At 52.2% G+C, this 21,042-nt stretch carries 18 protein-coding genes; 10 read left to right on the plus strand and 8 right to left on the minus strand.

The annotated features are described in order from the left end of the window. Positions 1–233: 233 nt before the first annotated feature. From AC3WQT_RS01015 to dapF, 4 genes are all read right to left on the minus strand, one after another. A complete protein-coding gene (locus AC3WQT_RS01015) occupies positions 234–989 on the minus strand; it encodes a hypothetical protein (protein WP_492701373.1) in 756 nt (251 codons plus the stop codon). Continuing rightward, complete coding sequence (locus tag AC3WQT_RS01020) at positions 986–1,804, minus strand: hypothetical protein (protein ID WP_492701375.1); 819 nt, start codon at positions 1,802–1,804, stop codon at positions 986–988. The genes AC3WQT_RS01015 and AC3WQT_RS01020 overlap by 4 nt, the downstream gene beginning before the upstream one ends. After that, positions 1,801–2,697 carry an ATP-binding cassette domain-containing protein gene (locus AC3WQT_RS01025; protein ID WP_492701377.1) on the minus strand — a complete coding sequence of 299 codons (897 nt, stop codon included), beginning with the start codon at positions 2,695–2,697 and terminating at the stop codon, positions 1,801–1,803. The genes AC3WQT_RS01020 and AC3WQT_RS01025 overlap by 4 nt, the downstream gene beginning before the upstream one ends. A gap of 246 nt (positions 2,698–2,943) precedes the next feature. Next, positions 2,944–3,774 carry a diaminopimelate epimerase gene (gene dapF, locus AC3WQT_RS01030; RefSeq protein WP_492701379.1) on the minus strand — a complete coding sequence of 277 codons (831 nt, stop codon included), beginning with the start codon at positions 3,772–3,774 and terminating at the stop codon, positions 2,944–2,946. A gap of 15 nt (positions 3,775–3,789) precedes the next feature. Between dapF and AC3WQT_RS01035 the strand changes: the two genes are divergently transcribed. Both AC3WQT_RS01035 and AC3WQT_RS01040 read left to right on the plus strand, forming a co-directional pair. Then, on the plus strand, positions 3,790–4,053 hold the full coding sequence (locus AC3WQT_RS01035) for a hypothetical protein (protein ID WP_492701381.1): 264 nt from the start codon (positions 3,790–3,792) through the stop codon (positions 4,051–4,053). Positions 4,054–4,122: 69 nt separating this feature from the next. Continuing rightward, positions 4,123–4,662 carry a hypothetical protein gene (locus AC3WQT_RS01040; protein WP_492701383.1) on the plus strand — a complete coding sequence of 180 codons (540 nt, stop codon included), beginning with the start codon at positions 4,123–4,125 and terminating at the stop codon, positions 4,660–4,662. A 100-nt stretch (positions 4,663–4,762) separates the two neighbouring features. Here the strand turns inward: AC3WQT_RS01040 and AC3WQT_RS01045 are convergent, their stop codons facing one another. The 4 genes from AC3WQT_RS01045 to AC3WQT_RS01060 form a co-directional block, all read right to left on the minus strand. Next, the gene (locus tag AC3WQT_RS01045; protein ID WP_492701385.1) at positions 4,763–6,010 is read right to left on the minus strand and encodes an amino acid--tRNA ligase-related protein; all 1,248 of its coding nucleotides are present in this window, start codon (positions 6,008–6,010) and stop codon (positions 4,763–4,765) included. A 102-nt stretch (positions 6,011–6,112) separates the two neighbouring features. Further along, the gene (locus AC3WQT_RS01050; protein ID WP_492701387.1) at positions 6,113–6,286 is read right to left on the minus strand and encodes a hypothetical protein; all 174 of its coding nucleotides are present in this window, start codon (positions 6,284–6,286) and stop codon (positions 6,113–6,115) included. Between the two features lie 235 nt (positions 6,287–6,521). Then, entirely contained in the window at positions 6,522–8,642 is a 2,121-nt protein-coding gene (locus AC3WQT_RS01055) for a hypothetical protein (protein WP_492701389.1), read from the minus strand. Between the two features lie 29 nt (positions 8,643–8,671). Further along, positions 8,672–10,201, minus strand: coding sequence for a hypothetical protein (locus AC3WQT_RS01060; protein WP_492701391.1), 1,530 nt, complete (start codon positions 10,199–10,201; stop codon positions 8,672–8,674). 1,652 nt (positions 10,202–11,853) lie between these two features. On the opposite strand from AC3WQT_RS01060, the gene AC3WQT_RS01065 reads away from it, so the two are divergent. The 8 genes from AC3WQT_RS01065 (at position 11,854) to AC3WQT_RS01100 (ending at position 20,990) form a co-directional block, all read left to right on the plus strand. After that, positions 11,854–14,139, plus strand: coding sequence for a pre-peptidase C-terminal domain-containing protein (locus tag AC3WQT_RS01065; RefSeq protein ID WP_492701393.1), 2,286 nt, complete (start codon positions 11,854–11,856; stop codon positions 14,137–14,139). A 511-nt stretch (positions 14,140–14,650) separates the two neighbouring features. Continuing rightward, positions 14,651–15,376, plus strand: coding sequence for a hypothetical protein (locus AC3WQT_RS01070; RefSeq protein ID WP_492701395.1), 726 nt, complete (start codon positions 14,651–14,653; stop codon positions 15,374–15,376). A 593-nt stretch (positions 15,377–15,969) separates the two neighbouring features. Beyond that, positions 15,970–16,638, plus strand: a complete 669-nt coding sequence (locus AC3WQT_RS01075; RefSeq protein ID WP_492701397.1) for a paraquat-inducible protein A — start codon at positions 15,970–15,972, stop codon at positions 16,636–16,638. Further along, on the plus strand, positions 16,631–17,287 hold the full coding sequence (locus tag AC3WQT_RS01080; RefSeq protein WP_492701399.1) for a paraquat-inducible protein A: 657 nt from the start codon (positions 16,631–16,633) through the stop codon (positions 17,285–17,287). Before AC3WQT_RS01075 ends, AC3WQT_RS01080 begins: the two co-directional genes overlap by 8 nt. Then, entirely contained in the window at positions 17,280–19,019 is a 1,740-nt protein-coding gene (locus AC3WQT_RS01085) for a PqiB family protein (RefSeq protein WP_492701401.1), read from the plus strand. Before AC3WQT_RS01080 ends, AC3WQT_RS01085 begins: the two co-directional genes overlap by 8 nt. After that, positions 19,016–19,624 carry a PqiC family protein gene (locus AC3WQT_RS01090; RefSeq protein ID WP_492701403.1) on the plus strand — a complete coding sequence of 203 codons (609 nt, stop codon included), beginning with the start codon at positions 19,016–19,018 and terminating at the stop codon, positions 19,622–19,624. The genes AC3WQT_RS01085 and AC3WQT_RS01090 overlap by 4 nt, the downstream gene beginning before the upstream one ends. A gap of 379 nt (positions 19,625–20,003) precedes the next feature. Beyond that, the gene (locus AC3WQT_RS01095; RefSeq protein ID WP_492701405.1) at positions 20,004–20,375 is read left to right on the plus strand and encodes a hypothetical protein; all 372 of its coding nucleotides are present in this window, start codon (positions 20,004–20,006) and stop codon (positions 20,373–20,375) included. Between the two features lie 84 nt (positions 20,376–20,459). Next, positions 20,460–20,990 (plus strand): REP-associated tyrosine transposase, encoded by a 531-nt coding sequence (locus AC3WQT_RS01100; RefSeq protein WP_492701407.1) that lies wholly within the window; start codon positions 20,460–20,462, stop codon positions 20,988–20,990. The last annotated feature ends 52 nt before the right edge of the window (positions 20,991–21,042 follow it).

A 21,042-nucleotide genomic window follows, 5' to 3' on the forward strand; every position in this document is an offset into this window, starting at 1 on the left:
AGGACAATGGTCATGTAGAGATATAAATATTATATAAATAATTTATACTTTATTTATATAAACCACGATAAAATTTTCTTTGCGGGCTTTTCTGGTGCGTTATAACGCACCCTACTGTATGCAAGCTCCCTACCTCAAGCGGAGTCCTAACATAGGGCGCAATATATTGCGACGCATGTCAACGTCGAACACGAAAAAAATATTCGGCTTGGGAATGCGATAATCATACGCGCTCATCGTTTACCACCACTAAAACGAAGCGATTGCAGAAAATCGCGCCGCCCTGTGACCAGCACATCGCCACCAGCATTGAGCAGGGTATCTTGCGGTACACCGATGCCAGAATAATTCAAGCTTCCATGCTGCATGGTCACCTCCAGTTTCCCGACCTGGATTTGACCATTGAAATCAAGATTGAGTGAGCAATCATTTTCTTTAGCAGGATTTTTACAGCCAGACGCCAGTTTGAGCCGGCTGATCAGCAATTCATTTATCGTGACGCGTGATGCGCTATCCAGGAATTCCACCGTCAACTCTGCTGACAGTGCTGGCAAACTTCCAGAAATCCGAACATTACTCACGCCAAAAAATTCTACTTTACTGACTGTAGCAGGCAGGCGGATTTCGGTTTTACCTCGTGGATAACCCCCTCGTGTTGCCACGCCCTTACCGATGGTAATATTGAAAACACCGTCGATAAACTGCGCACTGGCCCCAAGCTGCATATTCTCATTACTGATCGTTGCCTGCGTAGCTGCGGGGTCGAAAATGAGATCAATCTCTACGCCACGCGCATCAGTATCCTGTGTACGAATCACCGCCCTGTTATTACTGCCGATATCTGCTTGCTGCTTGGTGACATGGATGCTTTGAGCATGGGATAGCTGCTCTTTCTTTACATTGTTCAGCAAGAAATTGCCTGCCAGATACCAGGCCACTGTCAGCATGAAAAGCCAGACCCCGATTTTTGAAAAATAACGTGACATCATGCGACCTCACGTTCTTTGATGTGGAAGAACAGCACTATCCACAGCAACAGCGGCACACCCAGCCACAGCCCCAGTGAAAGCCCATATTCCATGGTGCTGTACTGTATTACACCTTCGCCATAATACCGGGTGAAAATACCTAATTGCGGGGCGCTGCCTATCCAGATCGACAAGACGAACAGCAAAAAGGAAAACAGTACCGTGCGTAATACGGGTGAGCGTTTGAAGAATGCCGTTCCTCCGGCAATAAGCGCTTGCGCGCCCGATAGCAGCATGAAGAAAAATAACTGGGACTTCAAAAAAAATTCCGCATCATTTGTGCTTTTTTCCGCTAATTCTGCCGTCAGAAAAGGGATGTAGAGTCGAAAATCCCTGGCACAAGTTTCGCAACCTGATAATGAGCCTGACATCACCCTGGCCAACTGAACAGCAGGATAGTTGAACAGGATATACAGCAGGCTATAGGCCAGGGGATAAAAAATACTGATGACCAGAAAAGCCATCAGCCATTTTTCAAACACTGACGCCGGGCGCATCAGTGCGATCAGGCTGGCGCCAGGATTAAGCAGGTATTTGAAATACCTGCCCGCAAAAATCACTCCCGACAAGGACAAACCCGTCATATACCATATGAGCTGCCCCTGAAATTGGAATTGCCAGATCATGCTGCCAGATGTAGTGCTGAAAGAAATCACAATAGCGATCAGATCCAGCATCACCAGCGCACCGGCAAACCAGGCATATTCGCGCCAGCTCTCGGCCCAGTGCGCACGCAGCAGGCGGCCAAAACGCTGCATATCAAAAAAGTCCGTCATTGCGTATTCCCCGCCATGTTTGTTGCATCTGCTGAATTTGCTGCGTTTTTTGCACCCAGATAGCTCGCCACCGCATCGAGCACGCCTTGCTTGTTGATGCTCAGCGCCTTGTACAGCAATTCAAGATTAACGACACCTGGCGCAGTACCCGCATTGCGGCTTACATAAGCCCATTGGTGACCATAAGCTTCCTGGTAAATACTGCCAGCAGTGTCAGCCTGGTTATCGGCCACACCCAGGTGCAAAGCACGCTGCAGCGTCTCCATGCTGGCTGACAGGGCAAGCTTGCCGCTATCGACGAACAACACATGGTTCATCAGACTCTCCAGGTCATGTGCCTGGTGGGTGCTGATGATCACCGTGCGGTTCGCATGCTCCTTGCCGCCCAGGATGGTCTTGAATTGTGAGCGCCCGACGATGTCGAGGCCATTGGTTGGTTCATCCATCAGCAGCAAGGGCGTGTGCGTTGCCAGGGCAAAGGCGATGACAGCCTTCTTTTTTTGCCCCAGGCTCATGGCGGCAAAACCCTTGTCACGCGGGATTTCAAAAATCTCGGCATACTTTAAAAAATCACTGCCAGAAAAGTGCGGATAAAACGGTGCATGGGTTTTATACAGAACCACCAGGCTGATATCGGGCAGATGAAATTCTTCCGGCACGACATACACCTGCTCCAAAAAGGTCGGCAAGCGTGCCGCTGGCTTGTAACCCAGCACATCCACTTCGCCACCATGTGGGAACAGCAAACCCGACAATATCTTCAACAGCGTTGATTTGCCACTGCCATTGCGGCCGAACAGACCATACACGCCGGGCTTGTTCAGCGTCAGCGAAAAGTCGTCATAGACGCGCTTCTTCCCATAATCAAATTGTAGTTGCGTGACTTTGATCATTACATTCCTTAAGGCATTTTTATGTGCAGCATGGCGTATTCAGTGCGTGAGGCTGGCAGCAAACAATGGGATGAGCGTCATCATCCCTGCTGATAAAAGTGTGAGTATCAAAGGCAGGAGTGTATTACTATTTTGAAAAGAAAGGGAAATTCTTGGCAGCAGACAAGGTCATTGAAGGGACATTGCAATGCGCCCTGCTCCACAACATGACGGCTACATCACGGAAATTGCGGCCCGAAGAAAAACCTATCCCCGCACCACGACCCTGCCATGGCATACCGCCCGCACCGGCCCCGTCATCATCACTTCAAATTCTGGTGAAATAAGTATCTGGATATCCCCACCCCGCATATGCACCGTCAGGTTTGCATCAACCAGGCCCAGCTTGTGCGCCACGGCTGCGGCGGCGCAACTGCTGCTGCCGGATGCGTGGGTGTAACCTGCACCACGCTCCCAGATTTCTATCTGTATGTTCTGGCGGTCCAGCACCCGCAAGAACTGCACGTTGCTGCGATTGGGGAAAAGTGGATGCTGTTCCAGCGAGGGGCCCAGTTCTCTTGCCACCGCTTCAGTAGCTTCCTTTGTCAGTACCACGCAATGGGGATTACCTATGGTGGCGCAAGACACCTGCACGGTGCGCTCGCCAAGAGCGATCTCTTCGAGCAAGACTTCGCGTGCTGGCCCGAGCACCGGTATCTGTTCTGCCTGAAAATTGACCTGCCCCATCGACACTTCCACCAATTGCTGTTCAGGAAAAACCCTGGCCTGCACAATGCCACCAATAGTCTTGACGCTGAAAGCCTGTGTGCCAACCAGCCCCTGGTCATGCAGGTACTGACAAAAGATACGCAAGCCGTTACCACTTTTCTCGGCCTCACTGCCATCTGGATTGATGATGCGCAAACCAAAATCCGCGTCATCCGGATAGCTGGGGCCAAACAACACACCATCACTGCCTATGCCGGTACGGAAATCGCACAGGCGCTTGATTTCATCCACGCCCATATCTATCGCCGCAGCATCAACGACCAGATAGGCATTACCCAAAGCCTGATATTTTGCGAAACTGATTTCCATGCAGGTATCCACCATTTGCATCGTTTGTACAGACAACAAAGATACGGCAAACAATTAGCTTGTTCAAGAAGATTTGTACATGTGCTGGGGCGGGATACCGCTTATGCCGCTGCCCAAGTCCTTAAGATGGTCGCGTCAAAGCTGCCGCTATCACCAACCAGCGTCGCTGAGATCCATCTGCGTAATATTCAATTGCCTGATGATGAGCATGATATCGGCGCCAGGCGCAATCTGGCCACACAAATGCATATCCTTGACGCCACTGTAGCAGCAGGATAATATCGCGCAAAATTTTATCCTGCAGGATAGATAAAAAATCCAGTACCCTACCCACATCAAGGCCAGCCCGTGACATCCCTATCTCCATACGCAAGACCTCTCGCCTGGGCATGTTGCCTGATCAGCTCGCTGCTGGTGAGCATCATCAACACCCTGGTCTGGCGTGGTACCGGCCTGAATCTTTTTTCATTTTCTTATCTGGTGTTCCTGCCGATAGGTGCGATCCTCATGGGGTTTTGTGCCCTGAGCGGGTTTTACCTGGTCGCACACCATTTCAAGTTTCCAGCCCGCCGCATTGATTTTGCCTTTTTGCTGCTGGCCGCCGTGGCTTTCGTCTTGCAGATTTTTTTGGGCATTTACCTGTCTTTCTACTTCATGGGCACTGTCTCACATCCATCAGCCGCTTCGTTCATGGAATTCATTTCCCTCTACGTGACCAGGGTCAAGCACGCCATGCGCCTCAATAGCCATACCCAGGACGCAGTCGCCGCCGGTGAAGCGGGATGGTATCTGTTAATGGTGCAAGTCATGGCGCTGTGCGCCGTTGCACGTACCATTTATGGCGCGACGGACAGAAGCGGCAATGCGCAATGGGAATCGAAGTTTTAAACCGGAGGGCAGGCGCGCTGCGTCGCATCATATAGCACTACGCCGCGCCACCCCATCTACGTTTCTTTTAGCGCCTTGAAGATCAGCGAGCAATCCATGCTCAAGGCGACAGCCGCCCTGGCCCTCGATGAATAAACGTCGCTTCTTTAATCCCCGGCAAGCCCAGGAATAAAGCTGTCAAACGTGCCAGGCCCAGGCCAAAGCCGCCGTGCGGTGGTGCCGCCAGTTTGAATGACTCCAGATAGAATTCCAGGCCCTTGCCTGTCAGCCCCTTTTCTGCCAGTTGCGCCATCAGGATATCGTACCGGTGCTCGCGTATGGCACCCGTGGTAATTTCAACACCGCGATACAGCAGCTCAAAACTCCGTGTCAGGCTCTCACCTTCGCGCATATGGTAGAACGGCCTTTGCTTCCATGGTACGCGGGTCAACGCCACCAGCTCATGGCCCTGCTCTTGCATCATTGCACCGAGTTTTCGCTCTTCCTCGGCGCTGAGAGATTCGTCGCCGGACACGCCCAACAAGGCCTGCGCTTCTGCAAATTCGAGGATATGGCAGGCCGCTGGCACTGTCGCTTTAGGGTAGTGCAAGGCCAGCTCTGGCCCCATCCTGGCAAACACCTGCTGCAAGGCGGCGGTGATCATCGCACACTCAAGCTCTATGATCTCGACTTCGCTTTTGACTCCTTCCAGCTCAACGTCAAAGGAGATGAACTCGGTCGCGTGGCGCGATGAAAAACTGGGCTCTGCCCTGAACACAGGGCCAACTTCATAAATCTTGCCCAGGCCAGCCATGATGGCAATTTGCTTGTATATCTGCGGTGACTGGGCCAGATAAGCACGTTCGCCAAAATACTTTACTTCAAACACTTCTGAGCCTGATTCAGACGGCGCCCCCATGAGCTTGGGCGAATGGATACCAATGAAGCCCTGGCTCCTCAGATAGCCAGTCATTTCCATCTCAATTTCGCTTTGCACTATCAGCGCCAAAGCCTCTTTGCGCTCGCGAAAACGCGCTGCCGGCCATGCCAGCTTTGTGCCAATTTCACTATCGCTGGATATTGGCCACTGCACCGTCGGTGACAGCAATTCGATTGACTCTGCCTGTATCTCAAAACCGCCTGGTGCCTGCGCCGACGCGACTACGGTACCTTCGACCGCAGCATACGCCTGTTGCATCAATGCCTTCGCCTGCTCACGTGCCGCGCCAGATGCCACGACCTGCACTTTGCTCGCGCCAGACTGCAAAATGACGAATGCCATTTTGCTTTGTATGCGGGTGGTTGCCACGAAAGCCTCCACTCTTACTTTCTTTCCTGCTTGTACGGCGATTTCCTCGAATGTAAACATGTCCTTCTCCTTGATTGCGGGTTGATAAAAATGCCGCCTTCGGATTCCGGAAATGAAAAAGCCCGGAATCTCCGGGCTTTTTTGAATCGTGGTTTTCGCTATTTATTTAATCTGATACAGCGCAGATACAGCGAAACGACTCCAGCCCGAGTTCGAGTTGGAATCATTATTATTAATGCGGGCAACCAGCAGCAAACCACTGCTCGCGCAGGCGAAGCTACGCATGGAGCGTGGCTCCGGCGTACTTGCTATGCGTGGATACAAAGTAGTTTGCATGATTGTTGTCAAAAATGGTTGGGTGTCTGCATGACACCGAGCAACTAGGCTATATCAAGATGATCCTGGCTGTCAATAGCCCAGCTGTCAGCAGGGTACATTGCAACGCATCCTGCTCACTGCCCCCTGCTCATCAGGATAAGCAGGGGCAGCTTGCTAAACATAGTTCAAATTTCAGTACAAATCAACAGCTGGTGCATTTCAAATTAGCCGCACAGAGGTAATGGACCATGTCTTATTTCGGCGTATGGTTGGCAAACCAGTCCAGGATAATTTGCGTGCGCTGAATCGACAAATCCCGGATGACCGGCATATGCAAGGCATCATCCATTGGTTTTGCAAGCACCGTGCGGATAGGCTCGGCATATTGAACCACAGTCGCATAGTCGTCCAGCTTGAAACGGCCCATGATGGGATACAGCTTGGCATATTGCGGCAGAATGAACTGGATGCAGTTATCCCAGGTCGGACAATCGGGGAAGTTTTGCTGGCTAAACAGCAGGATACTAATCAAATCGTCAGGATGCTGGGTATAGCTTTTTGCGATAGCCTGATCGGCGAAATTGTAGCGGACAAAGTAGATTTGCCCATCGACGTTTTGACTGGCACGCGGAAAACCAGGGTCAGTGCCGACGATTTTCAATTCGACCATGCCTTGCGCATTGGTCATCAAAGGCGCAGTGTTGAAGGACAAGGCATTTTGCGGTACCGCGATGTTTTTCAATCCAGAAGTGCCGCCAGTACCCATGGTATTGCTAGTGTATTTCACGGAATCTTCCGGCGACATCAGCGTTGCCTGGAGGCCGATATTGGCCGCAGGTTGACCAAACCTGGTGGCATATAAACGAACCAGCGCCGTTTCGCCGTTAGCTCCCGATGGAATGCCGGGGTTCATCCTGAAGACAAACTGATCGGCCCGCAAATTATAGCCATTGATATTTTCTGCCAGCCAGATAATTTGAAAAAATGCATTTTTTCCCACTAGGCCCAGGGGCATCGTCAGTACCCCTTGTTCCGCCTGCTGCACAGTCAAGCCAGGTGGCAGTAAGGCAGGATTGACTTTCACCGTCAGAATGCCACCGCTCACTGTCATCAACTCTGCCATCTGGGCCGGGTCGTTTGGCAAAGCGGCGATAGTCACCGCGTTGTTCAAGCTAATGCCCGCCCCTTGGCTTTGATCAAAATAAACCAAAAACAGATCGCCCAACGCATACAAGGCAACCCCGAACCTTTGCGCCGGATCGTTATAACCGGGCTTGTCGGTGGCGAGCGAGTTGCCCAGATTAACGGTGATCAATACTTCCTTGCTATCCTTGCTATCGCTAAGCACCTGCGTGCAGAACGGGGCAAAATTGCATTGGGTATTGCTATTGGGCAGCGCAATCGGCGCCATCATGCGTGATGGCGTATAAAACACAGGGGTCGCCGTAGCCTGCGGCCCTATCGTGCCAGTTAACAAGCCGGTTGGAAACGTAGTATTGATGTTCGGCGGTGGCACTGGCGACGGTGGCGGTGCCAGGGTCGTTGCCAGGATAGTGGTGCGATAGGTATCGGCGTCGGCTTGCCCTAACAAAATAGTGAGCTGATTATTGACATACGATTCAGTCGGAACCTGGCCCAGCTTGGCAGGTAAGCCATTACTACCGAGGTTCATGAAATATCGGGTCATGGGCAGTAATTTGTCAACGATATTGGCGGGGACGCCTTTTTTCACCAATGCCTGCAAGGTATCCGTATTGAACAAATAGATCACTGGCGCATTGTTATGTGCATTCACCACAAAATTGACGCTCAATTGGTTTGGGGATTGTTGCTGGAGCAGACTGAGAAATTTAGACTGCGGTTTTGTCGCAGTCGTCCAGCTCAGGTTGGTCAGGCTTGATTGATATACCCCGCAACCACTGCCCGAGCTACGTGGGCCGTTGATGGCCTGGGCCCACACCGCGTTATACGAGCCAGCGACGTAATCACCACGGACAAAATCGCTGATCGATGCCGGGTTGGCGCTAACGCCCGCCACTTGCAGGCTCAGCCCCCATATTTCGCTGGTATTTTGCTGATCCGGGTCAAGGTCAACCAATTTGGGTGCTGCCATCGCATACGCGGCAATGACTGGTTGGCCAATCACAGGATCAACAGCGGGGTCGGTGGTTTCATCGCCGGGCCCATAGACGACCTTGGTGACAAGACAGTTTTGAAAATCAAAAATACCGGTGCCGTTCGGATTCCAGTAAAGCTGCAACTTTGCGATGTCATCATTCGCATCGGTATAGTTGTCCGGTGTATTGTTCACCGTGCTTGGATCAGCCAGAAAGCCACCGCTAAAGTGCAATCTTGGATAGGTCAAATAGCTCATGTCAATTCCTCTTTTTTTGAAAACGGTTTTTATTTTTTAGGGCCACCGTTGGCGGCGCACATTGCGTTGCTTGGCAGCACGCCTGTGCTGCAACCTTTGGTTTTCAGATTCAGTAAATTGAAGATGTGGGAAAGCCCGGCTGGCGGCAACTGGACTTTGATTGCATCACTCAGTGACTGGCCTTTACTCTTGCCATCCTGGTTATGGCAACTGAAGCAATTGTAGGGATTTTGAATATTGGAGACGCCATTTTGCACATAGGTTTCCATGCTATTGTTTGCGCCCGACAAGGACCCGACCTGTACCTGCATTGAGGGCGGCAAGGTCCCCCTGGCTGTCCAGACATTGCCGACCAGTGAATAGTTGGCCCACAGTTTATTGGCGTCGCCCGCAGGCAATGCGGCCAGCATTTTTTGCACTGATAAATCCAATGCCTGCAAATTGGCGGTGCTGGGCTGTATGACGAATTTTTGGGTATCCGGGTCACAGATATAGCCAGGTGGCGGGGTGGAGCTACAATTCAAATTGTTGGGCATGGTACCAAGGGTCGGATCGCCCCAGGGGTGCATGGTGCAAACCTGGGTGGCTTTGCCTTCGGCATAATGATTGGGGGTGCAGTTGCCGCCAGTGCAGTTGGGATTATAAAAAGTCCAGTTTCCACCCAGAGGGGGTTTGGCATCGGTCGAGGAGCAATACGGCGCGTTATTACGGTGTTCAAAAGTACCCCAGATAAATTCCGGCTGGGTCGGTGTCTTGCTCACGATGTGCATGCCCACCAGCCCCAGGTCCACATTCTCCATACAGTTTTTGTCGGGTGCCTGAACCGAGCCTTTAGTGCTATAAAAGGTCTTGCCCGCCAGTTCATCGGGCGTCAAAATCTTCCATGCAGTTTTCAATTGCATGGCACCAGTGGGGAACTCCAGATTCGGGTACAAGCCTGGAATGTCCACCACCTTGTAGCCAACCGGATCAACCAGATCGGGCGCGAGAGTCAAACTGCACTGCGCCTGGTACAAGCCGCAACCGGTGATGAAGTCATAGCTCGGTTTATTCACCGATACGCCGTAAAAAACCCGGTTCAGCGATTTGTCGATCAAGGGTTGCCCAACGCCCGCCTGCAAGGTCAGGTTGGAAAAAACATAGTTCTGTTTCAGATTCTGTTTTAAGCTGGATGGCCCTTTGCAATACGCCGGTTTGGGTACTTTCCCCCATGGGGTCGGGGTCTTGCCAGGATCGACAAAAATGCCATAGCTAGGCATATAGGTTTCAAATTGCAGAACCTTGCTGCCCTTTGCTACCGGCTGCACCAAGTACAGCATGGCCTGCCACATATACTGCTGGAAACTGCAATTGTCGGTATTCTGCACATCGCCTGGCAAAGACGGGTTGCTGACCCATGTGGAGCTGGCGTTGCAGCTTACGGTACTTTGAACCGGGGCCTGTTGTGCCAGAGCGATTGAGGGAAGTGCCGTGATCATGCCGATGGCAGCAATGACATTGACAGCAGCCGAGCTGATCGAGCTTATTAAGAAACGGCGCTGAGGGGCGATTTTTTTCATGAGCATTCCATTCTTTGTGATAAAGAAGCTTGTTGGCACTTCTGACGGAAGACGACTTTCTGCATAACTAATTGCGCAAAAAAAAAACAGCAAAAAAACCATCAAAAACAGCATCCATAGACTGCATATCCAACCTGACTTGAGACGGTGCAGCAAGGCCTGCAGCAGCGATCAAACTGCCGCTTTTTGATCATTCAGGAAAGAGCCAAACATAGTGACGCACCGTCCCTCGCGTTGATGCCGGGGGAAGTGCAGTGCGCACTTTGGACAACACGGGTAAGCTGGTACTGGACATGGGGACATGGCTTCTCAAGTTCTATCGTGCGTCAAATAGGGAACGAAACGTTTAATGTCAGTTTTCTTGAAGCTATTACTGGAACCCGGGGGGATGAAGGCTCCACTCCTACTGAGGTGCAAATCCTATTAATGCGATATGTGGCCGGACTCAACGGGAATTGCTTGGTAGTTAATAAATTATAATGCAAAATATACCATTATTTATATTTAATCAATTGATATTTTAAAAACAAATTGAGACTGCAGGATGCGTACCCAGGTGCAGGAAAATGAGATCAGTGCGAGATCTCGGCCTTGCACCATTTTTGTGCATCGCATGCTTTTGTGGACATCGCGCACGGCACAGATATTTTTCTTGTAGATTTGGAGATTGCATGCAGCACTTGGCAATGCGCCGCAGGTTACGGCTGCGTCACGGTGAGAATGGCCAGTGGAGCGATCACAATCCGCAGGCCTTCAGCATGCCTGGCTGCTACTGCCATGTGCGACGATATTCCTGGTGCAAAGCAGCCTCAGTCAAACCAGAAACAGCACATCAAAAAAAGCGCCGATTGCTACCTGCTTACTCCCGCTGACAGGCCCATGTTCCCCCCAAAAAAGCGACCCCGGGCACATCACAAACCGCTTCATCAGCCCGCAAATCTAGAGGGGAAATTCTAATTCCTGCTTTATTGGGCTGATTTGATTCACGCATGAGGCAATCAACAAAAAACCTGTATCACAACACCTATTATTACCCCCTTTTTTTGTTCAAAACACGCACATCAATGCGCAAATCGGCACAAGAATTTCAGCCAGATGTGCGCTTTTTGCGACGATTTTGTTGTGATTTCGCAACCATTTTTTGCGCTCCAACTCATTCCTTTTCAGTAATGAAAGTATATCTTTTCCTCTATGAAAATAAGTTTTCATAAATTTCAAGGTAAATGATAAAAAATATTTGTCTATACATCAGTAGTTATTGCTTTTGACATATTGTTAAAGAATGTCAATAATTTGCCTCTGTTGCAAAACGGCAAACTGGTATTAGTTTTTTTCAGTGCCATAAAAAAATTCAGCAGTGCCAATAGTCTTGTACGGCGGTCGCCGTGTGCAAGTGGTCTTACTATTGCCTGAAAGAATTGTTATGTGGGGAATTTGATCAATTGCCTGCATGGCAATGCGGAACCAAGGGTGGGCCTCGCGCAGCCTGCCTGGGTGTTCCTGGATGTAGGGCCTGGACGGTGCGGATACACCGTTTTTATCTGTGCATCCATCCCTGTTTTGGGAAGAATGGGGATGAGTAAATAGCTGGATCGGCGTCGCCAACACGAACCGATCACATACTTCGTATCAAAAAAACAAGGAGAGAAGTAATGCGTATCAGTTGTAATCTCAAACTAGCAGGTGTCTCCATGGCTTTGGCCATGCTGTTCGACACGGCCCAGGCAGCAGAACAATGGGCACCGACAGCAACCAAAGCCACCAGGGTACCAGCGACGGTGGCTTCCAAGTCAGCCGCCACGTTGATGCAGGCGGGTGCACCGACACAAGTGTCGGTCGCGCTCAAGTTGCGCAACAAGGCTGAGCTGGATGCCATCACAACGGGCATATTGAACGGCAAAAATGTCAAAACGATTTCCAGTGCCGAATTCATGTCCCGTTTTGCACCAACAACAGCCCAGGTGCAGGCAGTAGTGAATTATTTGAAGGCCAGTGGTTTCGTCAACATCACGGTGTCGGATAACCGCATGCTCGTCACTGCAGAAGGTGCGGCAGCGACAGTAAAAACGGCCTTCAATACTGATCTGCAAACCTTTAGCGTAGATGGCCGTACCGTGCATGCCAACACGACGGATGCACAAATACCGCAATCGCTGGCTGACACGGTGCTGGCAGTACATGGCCTGCAAAATGTGCATACTTATCACACCAACCTGGTGCGTCCAAATGCCAATACGCTGGCTGTAGGTGGGCATAATCCTACCGAGTTTTCTGCGATCTATAACGCCACCAGCTTGCCCAGCGCAGTGAATACCACTATCGGTATCATCACGCAAGGCAGCATGACGCAAACCATCAAGGACTTGAACACCTTCACCAATAAGGCCGGTTACCCGACCGTAAATGTGGAAACAGTCACGATAGGTTCGCCCAGCTCTGACACCTCTGGTGTCGGTGAATGGAATATGGACACGCAAGATGCGCTGGCAACTGCGGGCGGCACCATCAAGAAAATGGTGCTGTACACAGCCAACACGCTGAACCTGACTGACATTACTGCTGCCTACAACCGCGCTGTCACTGACAACGTGGCCAAGGTCATCAACGTGTCTTTGGGTATGTGTGAAAACGATGCGTTCAATGGTGGTATCACGGCCAGTAATGACCAGATATTCCAGACAGCGGTTGCACAGGGCCAGACTTTTGCCGTCTCGTCCGGTGATTCCGGCGCGTATGAATGCGGTGGCCCTGGTACTTCACAAAGCTATCCATCGGCTTCACCTTATGTGATCTCGGTGGGCGGCACGCAGCTCAATACTTCGGGCACTACCTGGGTTTCTGAATCGGTGTGGTCTTGTACCTCAGCGTCCAGCTGCCAGGCAAATGCAAACGGTGGTGCTGGTGGTGGGCCGTCCCTGACAGAATCAGCACCTAGCTGGCAAGTCAGTTCCGGCGTATTGGGTTCTTCTACCAAACGCGGCACGCCAGATATCTCGTTCAATGCTGACCCTGCCAGCGGTGCTTTGGTGATTGTCAATGGTTCCAACCAGCAGATCGGTGGTACCAGCCTGTCAGCACCTATCTTCACCGGCTTTTGGGCACGTGTGCAGTCGATGAACAATAACAGCCTGCCTTTCCCTGCTGCTGCGATCTATCAAAAAGCGGCCAGCACACCGGGCATGTTCCACGACGTCACAACCGGCAGCAATGGTGGTTATACCGCCAAGGCAGGCTGGGATTATGCCAGTGGTTTTGGTAGCCTGAACATGGCAAACTTTGCAGCCGCCATGGGCTCGACACCGCCACCACCCAATGTCCTGGTCAAGGATGTACCTGTCACCGGCATCAACGTAGCAACAGGTGCCAACCTGGTCTACACCTTTGCCGTGCCAGCTGGTGCAACCAACCTGACGTTCAAAACAACGGGCGGTTCAGGCGATGCTGATCTGTATGTACAAGTGGGTGCTGCTCCAACCACCACGGCCTACCTGCAAAAATCAGACGGCTCTACCAGTACTGAAACCATTACTGTGGCAACACCAACAGCAGGCACCTACTATGTCTTGCTGAACGGTTACACTGCATCCAATGGCGTCAACCTGGTTGCCAGCTATCAAATCGGCACACCACCGAACGTGTTGAGCAATGGCGTACCAGTGACAGGCATCAACCTGGCATCAGGCGCATCATCGATCTACACCTTCGCAGTGCCTGCTGGTCGTCCTACGGTGACATTCAAAACCAGCGGCGGCTCTGGCGATGCTGACTTGTATGTCAAACTGGGTTCTGCACCAACGACATCGTCGTACCTGCAAAAATCCAACGGTGCCAGCAACAATGAAAGCATCACCATCAACTCACCTGCAGCAGGCACTTACTACGTCATGGTCAAAGCGTATAGCGCGATCAGCGGCGTAAGTCTGGTAGCAACAGACTAAGCTATGTCCTGATCTGATGTTGATTTAAAAAGTAACGGCATTAAGGCCCCGGGGTAAAACCCGGGGCCTTATTTTTTTGTCGGCGTATCGGCCTTATTTCAATGCCTTTTACCACAGAGACGCAGAGGTTTCACAGAGGTTCACAGAGAGCGACATCGTTCACATACCTAAGATCGCAGAAAATGGACAGATGCTGGGCGCATTGCAATGCGCCTCCCGTTACGCCCACGTCACCGTAAGGTGCGTCGTACGCCGGATTAAACTTGTATGACGAGAAGCCGAAACCGGATTGAAACGGGGGAAGAGTTAAAATGCCCCTGAGCCCTGTTACCGTCATCCCAGCGCAGGCTGGGATCCATCTGCCCAAGATCCGTTTGCATGGAATAAGCAGCGGCTCGCAGGGTGCGCCATGCGCACCGTTACAGCAAGATGAATAAATGCGATGGTGCGCACGGCGCACTCTACAAATACTCAAGCACAGACAGCAACACGATGCCACCGAAGGACATGAATGTTACAAACAAATTTTGCCATTGAAACCAAACACGACCACGGTGGTGGCTATGGCATCAATGAAGGTGAATTGCTGTACGCGCTCAGGAAAAAGAGCAAATTATTGATGCTCAAAATCGTCACCAGTGACACCTCGCTCTGGTCTGTCCTGGTCAGCCTGTTTTTCTGGGGGCCGGTACTGTGGGCCATGATACTCTATCCGGCATTTGTCATCCTGTCTTTAGTGCTGCGCAATTTCGTCGATATCTCAAACTCGACCATGAATACGGCCACTGTTTTGCTGACCTACGCCACCGGCGTCTGGCTGTCGCTGCGCAAGCAAACCCCTGTGCGTGATTACCGGACCAGGAAGCAGCACGTCGGCACCAAAACCCTGCATCTCGATTGCAGCCAGCAATTGCTGGTAGCAGAAGAAGTCTATCGTTTTGTGCCTGAAAAAAATCGCGTGGTAACGGTGCCGTTTGAGCATATCCATGCCTGGGTGGTCTGGCACCAGGCCGACCAGGAACTGGCGGATGACGATACCTATCTGGACTCAGTCAGCATCTATTTAAGACTCAGCCGCAACAGCCGCCTGGACATGGATTGGGCTAATAAAAAAATCGGCGACCCCATTCTTTATCACCAATACGACCGCAGCAACGAAGCCCAAAACGCACTTGCCAAAGAAAAATTTGATGAAGTGATGGCTTTATTGAAGACCTGTCAGATACTGCAAAAGTAGGGAATGACATTGATGCAGGGTGCGCAGGTTGCCTTGTAACGCCGCAATTTCCACCAGAAATTTCAAGCTCCCGGGAAAATCAGACGGGCGTGAAATCCTGAATCACACATCAATTGTGACCAACATACGTGATATGACGCGCCCTGCGGTGCGTTGCAACGCACCCTACGTCACTGGACAGCAAGACCTCTCATCACAGCGAAAAATCCGTTCCCATAAAATGACCAGCAACTTGTAGGGTGCGTTATAACGCACCAGTTCCCCTGAAAATTCAAACTCGCCGGAACATTAAACTAGCATGACTGATCATCATTCATAATATGACGTCTCTTGTTGTGGTTCATTTGCGGTGCGTTGCAACGCACCCTACGCACCTACGTCACGGCAATTTTATATTCGTTTGTCATTACCACACACAGGGAAACAAGATAGTTACATGCCAACTCGCCTGTTTACCCCCAAAACCCCGCCAAAGTCACAATAAAACGGTACCCCCGCCGTTATCCTATGATTAATCCCCAAAATTGATTACACTCATAAACTGTCGTTTTTGCGCTATTTTCTTGATTTCTACCTGACCCCGCACCATAAACGTGAAGCCCGCCATCGAGCCTGCCAACAAATTTATCGTCTGTCATGAATGCGACCTGGTTTGCATTGATGTACCTCTGGTGACGGGTGAAGCTGCCAGTTGCCCGCGTTGCCAGGCGACGTTGTACAGGAATGGCAAGGCCAGTGTTGACGTGGCACTGGCGCTGGCCGCCACAACGGTGATTTTGCTGTTACTGCTCAATAGCTTCCCGCTGTTGTCACTCAAAGTGCAGCAGGTCACCCGTGACACCACCCTGCTGCATGCAGCACTGGCGATGTGGGATGACGGCATGCATATCCTGTCGCTATTGGTAATTATCACCACCATACTGGCACCAGCCATGCAGATATCGGTAGCCATCTACTTATTGTGCGTACTCAAGTTTGGTGACGCCAGACGCGCCCTGGGTGCACCTTTGCGCCTGTTACAGACCCTGCGCCCCTGGAGCATGATAGAAATTTTCATGCTGGGCTTGCTGGTGTCGCTGGTCAAGCTGCAGCACATGGCCGATATTGTCATCGGCCCGGCCTTGTGGTCATGCGCGTCACTGATCTTTTTTACGGCAGCGCTGACATCGGTACTTACGCCGCGCAATGTCTGGCTGTGGGCACATGCTGCAGATAATATGGAAGACAACAAGTCTGCACCCGCCGGAGTGCCCCATGGCTGAACACGAATACCGCCACATCCCCGCGACCAATCTGGCTGGCCAGACGGGCGCTGCTACTGGTCTCATCACTTGCGACATTTGCGAAACCCTGTGCTGCACCCATGACGAAGCCGCGACCCACTGCCCTGTTTGCGGCGCGTCCCTCCATTTGCGCCATCAAGACAGCCTGACAAAATCGCTGGCTTATCTGGTGGCCGCGGCGATACTGTATATCCCCGCCAACCTCTTGCCCGTCATGCAAACCAATACCATCTTTGGTGCGCAGAATGACACCATCATGAGCGGCGTGCTGGTCTTGCTGTATTCTGGTTCGTGGCCATTGGCCTTGCTGGTATTCTTTGCCAGCATCGTCGTGCCTTTGCTCAAGCTGTTTTCCATCAGCCTGCTGCTCTTCACCTGCTGGAAAAAATCTGCCTGGAACCCTTTGCAGCGCACACAATTGTTCCGCATGATAGAAGCCGTGGGGCGCTGGTCGATGCTCGATGTGTATGTGGTGACAGTGCTGGTGGCACTGGTGCAGTTTCAGTCACTGGCGGCAATACACCCCGGCGGTGGCGCGCTGGCTTTTGGTGCTGTGGTGGTGTTGACGATGTTGTCGGCACAAAGCTTTGATTCACGTTTAATCTGGGTAACAAAGACGCATGAGTGATCCAACTTCAGAAAAACCCGCCACACCTCCTGCAGAAAAACCTGCAGAGGCTGCCGCAAATACCGCAAATGCCACTAATACCGCGAATGCAGCCGATACAGTTGATGAGGTAGATGCCATGGTACCCGTCGTCAAGGTCAAACCACAGCGCCGCCTGCCCTCCTTCATCTGGGCCGTGCCCATCATTGCCGCCCTCATCGGCATCTGGCTGGTGGTACAAAGCGTTACCAGCCAGGGTCCGGTCATCACCATCACCTTTAAATCAGCCGAGGGGCTGGAAGCAGGCAAGACCAGGCTGCGTTACAAGGATGTGGATGTCGGCCATGTCAAGGCCATTGCCCTGTCACCAGACCGCAAGCGCGTGCTGATCACGGCGCAACTGATCAAGAGCGCGTCAGACATCCTGGCGACCGACACCCGCTTCTTCATCGTCAAACCGCGCATTTCTGGCGGCTCGGTCTCTGGCCTGTCCACCCTCTTGTCTGGCAATTACATCAGCGTTGATGTGGGCACAGCTACTGAGACCACCAATGAATTCACCGGGCTGGAAGAACCGCCCCTGATCAACCGCGATTCACCCGGACGAGAATTTGTCTTGCATGGTGCGCAGACCGGCTCGGTCAATTACGGCTCACCTATCTTCTTCCGCCACATCAATGCCGGCCACGTCACCAAGTTCCAGCTTGACCGTGATGGCAAGGGCGTCACCATCCGCGTCTTCATCGACGCGCCCTATGACCAGTACGTGACTGAAGATACCCGCTTCTGGCATGCCAGCGGTGTTGACATGCAGCTTGATGCCAACGGCCTGCGCGTCACTACAGAATCGCTGACATCATTGATCGAAGGCGGCCTCGCCTTCCAGGAACATGATGATGCCCTGCCAGGTGGCAAACCCGCATTCGAGGGTTCCGTCTTCCCCCTGTTTGAAGATCGCGAACATGCCATGCGCGCTCCCGACACCAAGGTGCGCAACTTCCTCATGTACTTCCCTGAAACCCTGCGTGGTTTGTCCAAAGGTGCGCCTGTCGATTTGCGCGGCATTGTCATTGGCGAGGTTAAATCCCTGGGCGTGGAATTTGCCGAGAATGGCCGCCTGCCGCGCTTCCCGGTCGAAGTCAGCCTCTACCCTGACCGCCTCAAATCCCGCGTCAGATCAGGTGCCCGCCTGCCAGACGACGATACCGAAGCCAAAGAAAGATCGCTGCTAGACCACCTCATCGCCCGCGGCCTGCGCGCCCAACTGCGCAGCGGTAATCTGCTGACCGGCCAGTTATACATCGCCCTCGATTTCTTCCCCGATGCCGCTCCCGCAAAAATGGACTGGCGTACTGACTACCCCGTGCTGCCCACCGTCGGTGGCGGCCTGGGTGAAATACAAGACACCGTAGGCCGCATCGCCAAGAAGATAGACAAGCTGCCTTTCGACAAAATATCCGATGAACTGGTGCAAGCCCTGAACAAGCTCAACACCACACTCGCCAGCACAGAAAAACTGGTGCGCCGCCTTGATGTTGAAGTCACGCCAGAACTGACCTCCACCCTCAAAGAGGCACGCGGCACCCTCAACAGCGCCAACGCCCTGCTGGCAGAAGACGCACCGCTGCAACAAGACATGCGCGAATCACTCAAGCAAGTCGCCAAGTCCGCCCGCGCCGTCGCCAACCTGGCCGACATGCTCGAACGCCACCCCGATGCCCTGGTGTTTGGCAAACAAAAGGTAAAACCATGATGCGAAGCACACACGTCCTGACGATTTCCCTGCTTACCCTGCTGCTGACCGCCTGCGCCACGCCGCCAGTCGAACACCTGTACCGCCTCGACTATCCGCTGACGACCAGCAATCAGGCAGAACCGCAGTATGAACTCGTCATCACCACCGTCAAACTGCCAGAAGCCGTCAACCGCCAGCAACTGGTCATCCAAAAGTCCGCCACAGAATCCATCATCTCTGACGAACAACGCTGGATAGCCCCGTTGGACGAACAACTGACCCTCGCCCTCATCGCCCACCTGCGCACCCGCCTGCCCGACGCCTGGCTCTCATCCGATACCGGCATCAGCGCAGGCATCGCCGCCAATACATCCAACAACCTGCCCCGCTACCTCGTCAAAGTACAGGTAGACCAGCTACTCATCAACAACGGCGACCAGCTCACACTGGAAGCCAGCTGGGTCGTACTGGACCAAGGCCGCAAACTGCTCAAACGTGAACACAAAGTATTAACCGTGCGCCTGAATGGCACGGCATACGAAGCCGTAGCACCGGCAATGTCGGAAGCGGCGAAGCAGCTGGCCGAACAGCTTGGAGTAAGTGTGCAGGGCGCACGCAAGTAAGGAAAATGTATAATCACGTAGGTACGATTAGCGCAGCGTAATCGTACGCATGATGCGCCGAAAATAACGAAAAACTTCAAGTAAATCTCATGACCACTGTCCATTCATCTCTGCACGAGTATGATGAATTCTTGACTCAAGATCATAATGCAGTCTTGCTTTTTCAAGCCGTATAAAGAATTGCAGCTGACCATGCGTACGATTACGCTGCGCTAATCGTACCTACACGAGCTGACTGTGAAACAGAATGCGATAGAATGGCGGCTGTTGCCAATCAATTACCCTTGCGAACTCGATGATATCCAAGCTTGCACACCTTATCAACAACACGAAGGAGCTTCCATTTGTGATACGTGTCTTGTGTTATGGAGGAATGTTGGTGTGTCCGTTGCTGCTTCTCTTGCTGCTGCTGCCCCTGTTTAACTGGGAGGTCGATGGCAGGGAAATGACTTACCTTGATCTCTGGACTACCGGTACAAGTGTTGTGCTTGCAGTTTCTTTAGCGATGGGCGCGACGGGTTCATGGGGTATGGCTGCACGCAAACCCTGGGCGCGCTGGGTCTTGGTATTCATGCAGCCAGTACTGTTGCTGATGTTGGCCTGTTATCCATCGACATGGATGACGCAGGAGGGCCTGAGCATTGGCGAACTGACTGTAGAAACACTGCTCACTTCGCTCGGCATTTATGCCTGCCTGTTTCATCTGCCTGGCATGCGCCGTTATTACCAGTTGACTGAACCTGCTGTTTAGGTGGCAAGCCCGCGTAGGTACGATTAGCGCAGCGTAATCGTACGCATGATCTCCGCTAAATTAACCATAACCACTCAAATACACATGCCCAACTATCGCCGCGCATTCGTCTCTGGTGGCACATGGTTTTTCACCGTGAACCTGTTGCAACGGCATGGCAATGACTTGCTGGTGCGTGAGATTGATCTGTTGCGGCAAGTAATCAAGAATGTTCGTCAGAAATACCCATTCCACATCGACGCCTGGGTAGTCTTGCCAGAGCACATGCATTGCATCTTCACCCTGCCTGAAGGCGACAGCGACTTCAGCATGCGCTGGCGGCTCATCAAAAGTGGTTTCTCACGCGCCCTGCCAAAAACAGAATCACTCTCCGCCGCACGCATGGCAGCCGGTGAGCGCGGCATCTGGCAACGCCATTATTGGGAGCATCTGATACGCGACGAACTGGATTTCCAAAGACATGTCGATTACGTGCATGTCAACCCACTCAAGCATGGCCTGGTCCAGCGTGTTTGTGACTGGCCTTACTCTACTTTTCATCGCTATGTGAGCGAAGACGTGTATCCTCTCAACTGGTGTGGAGATGTGGCGGCTGATGCAGCTGGCAGTGAGTGATATGTGTCATGCTGGATTTACCCTACAGTTGGTGGACTCTGTATGCCTGGCA

Source organism: Undibacterium sp. FW305-107 (genome assembly GCF_058788535.1).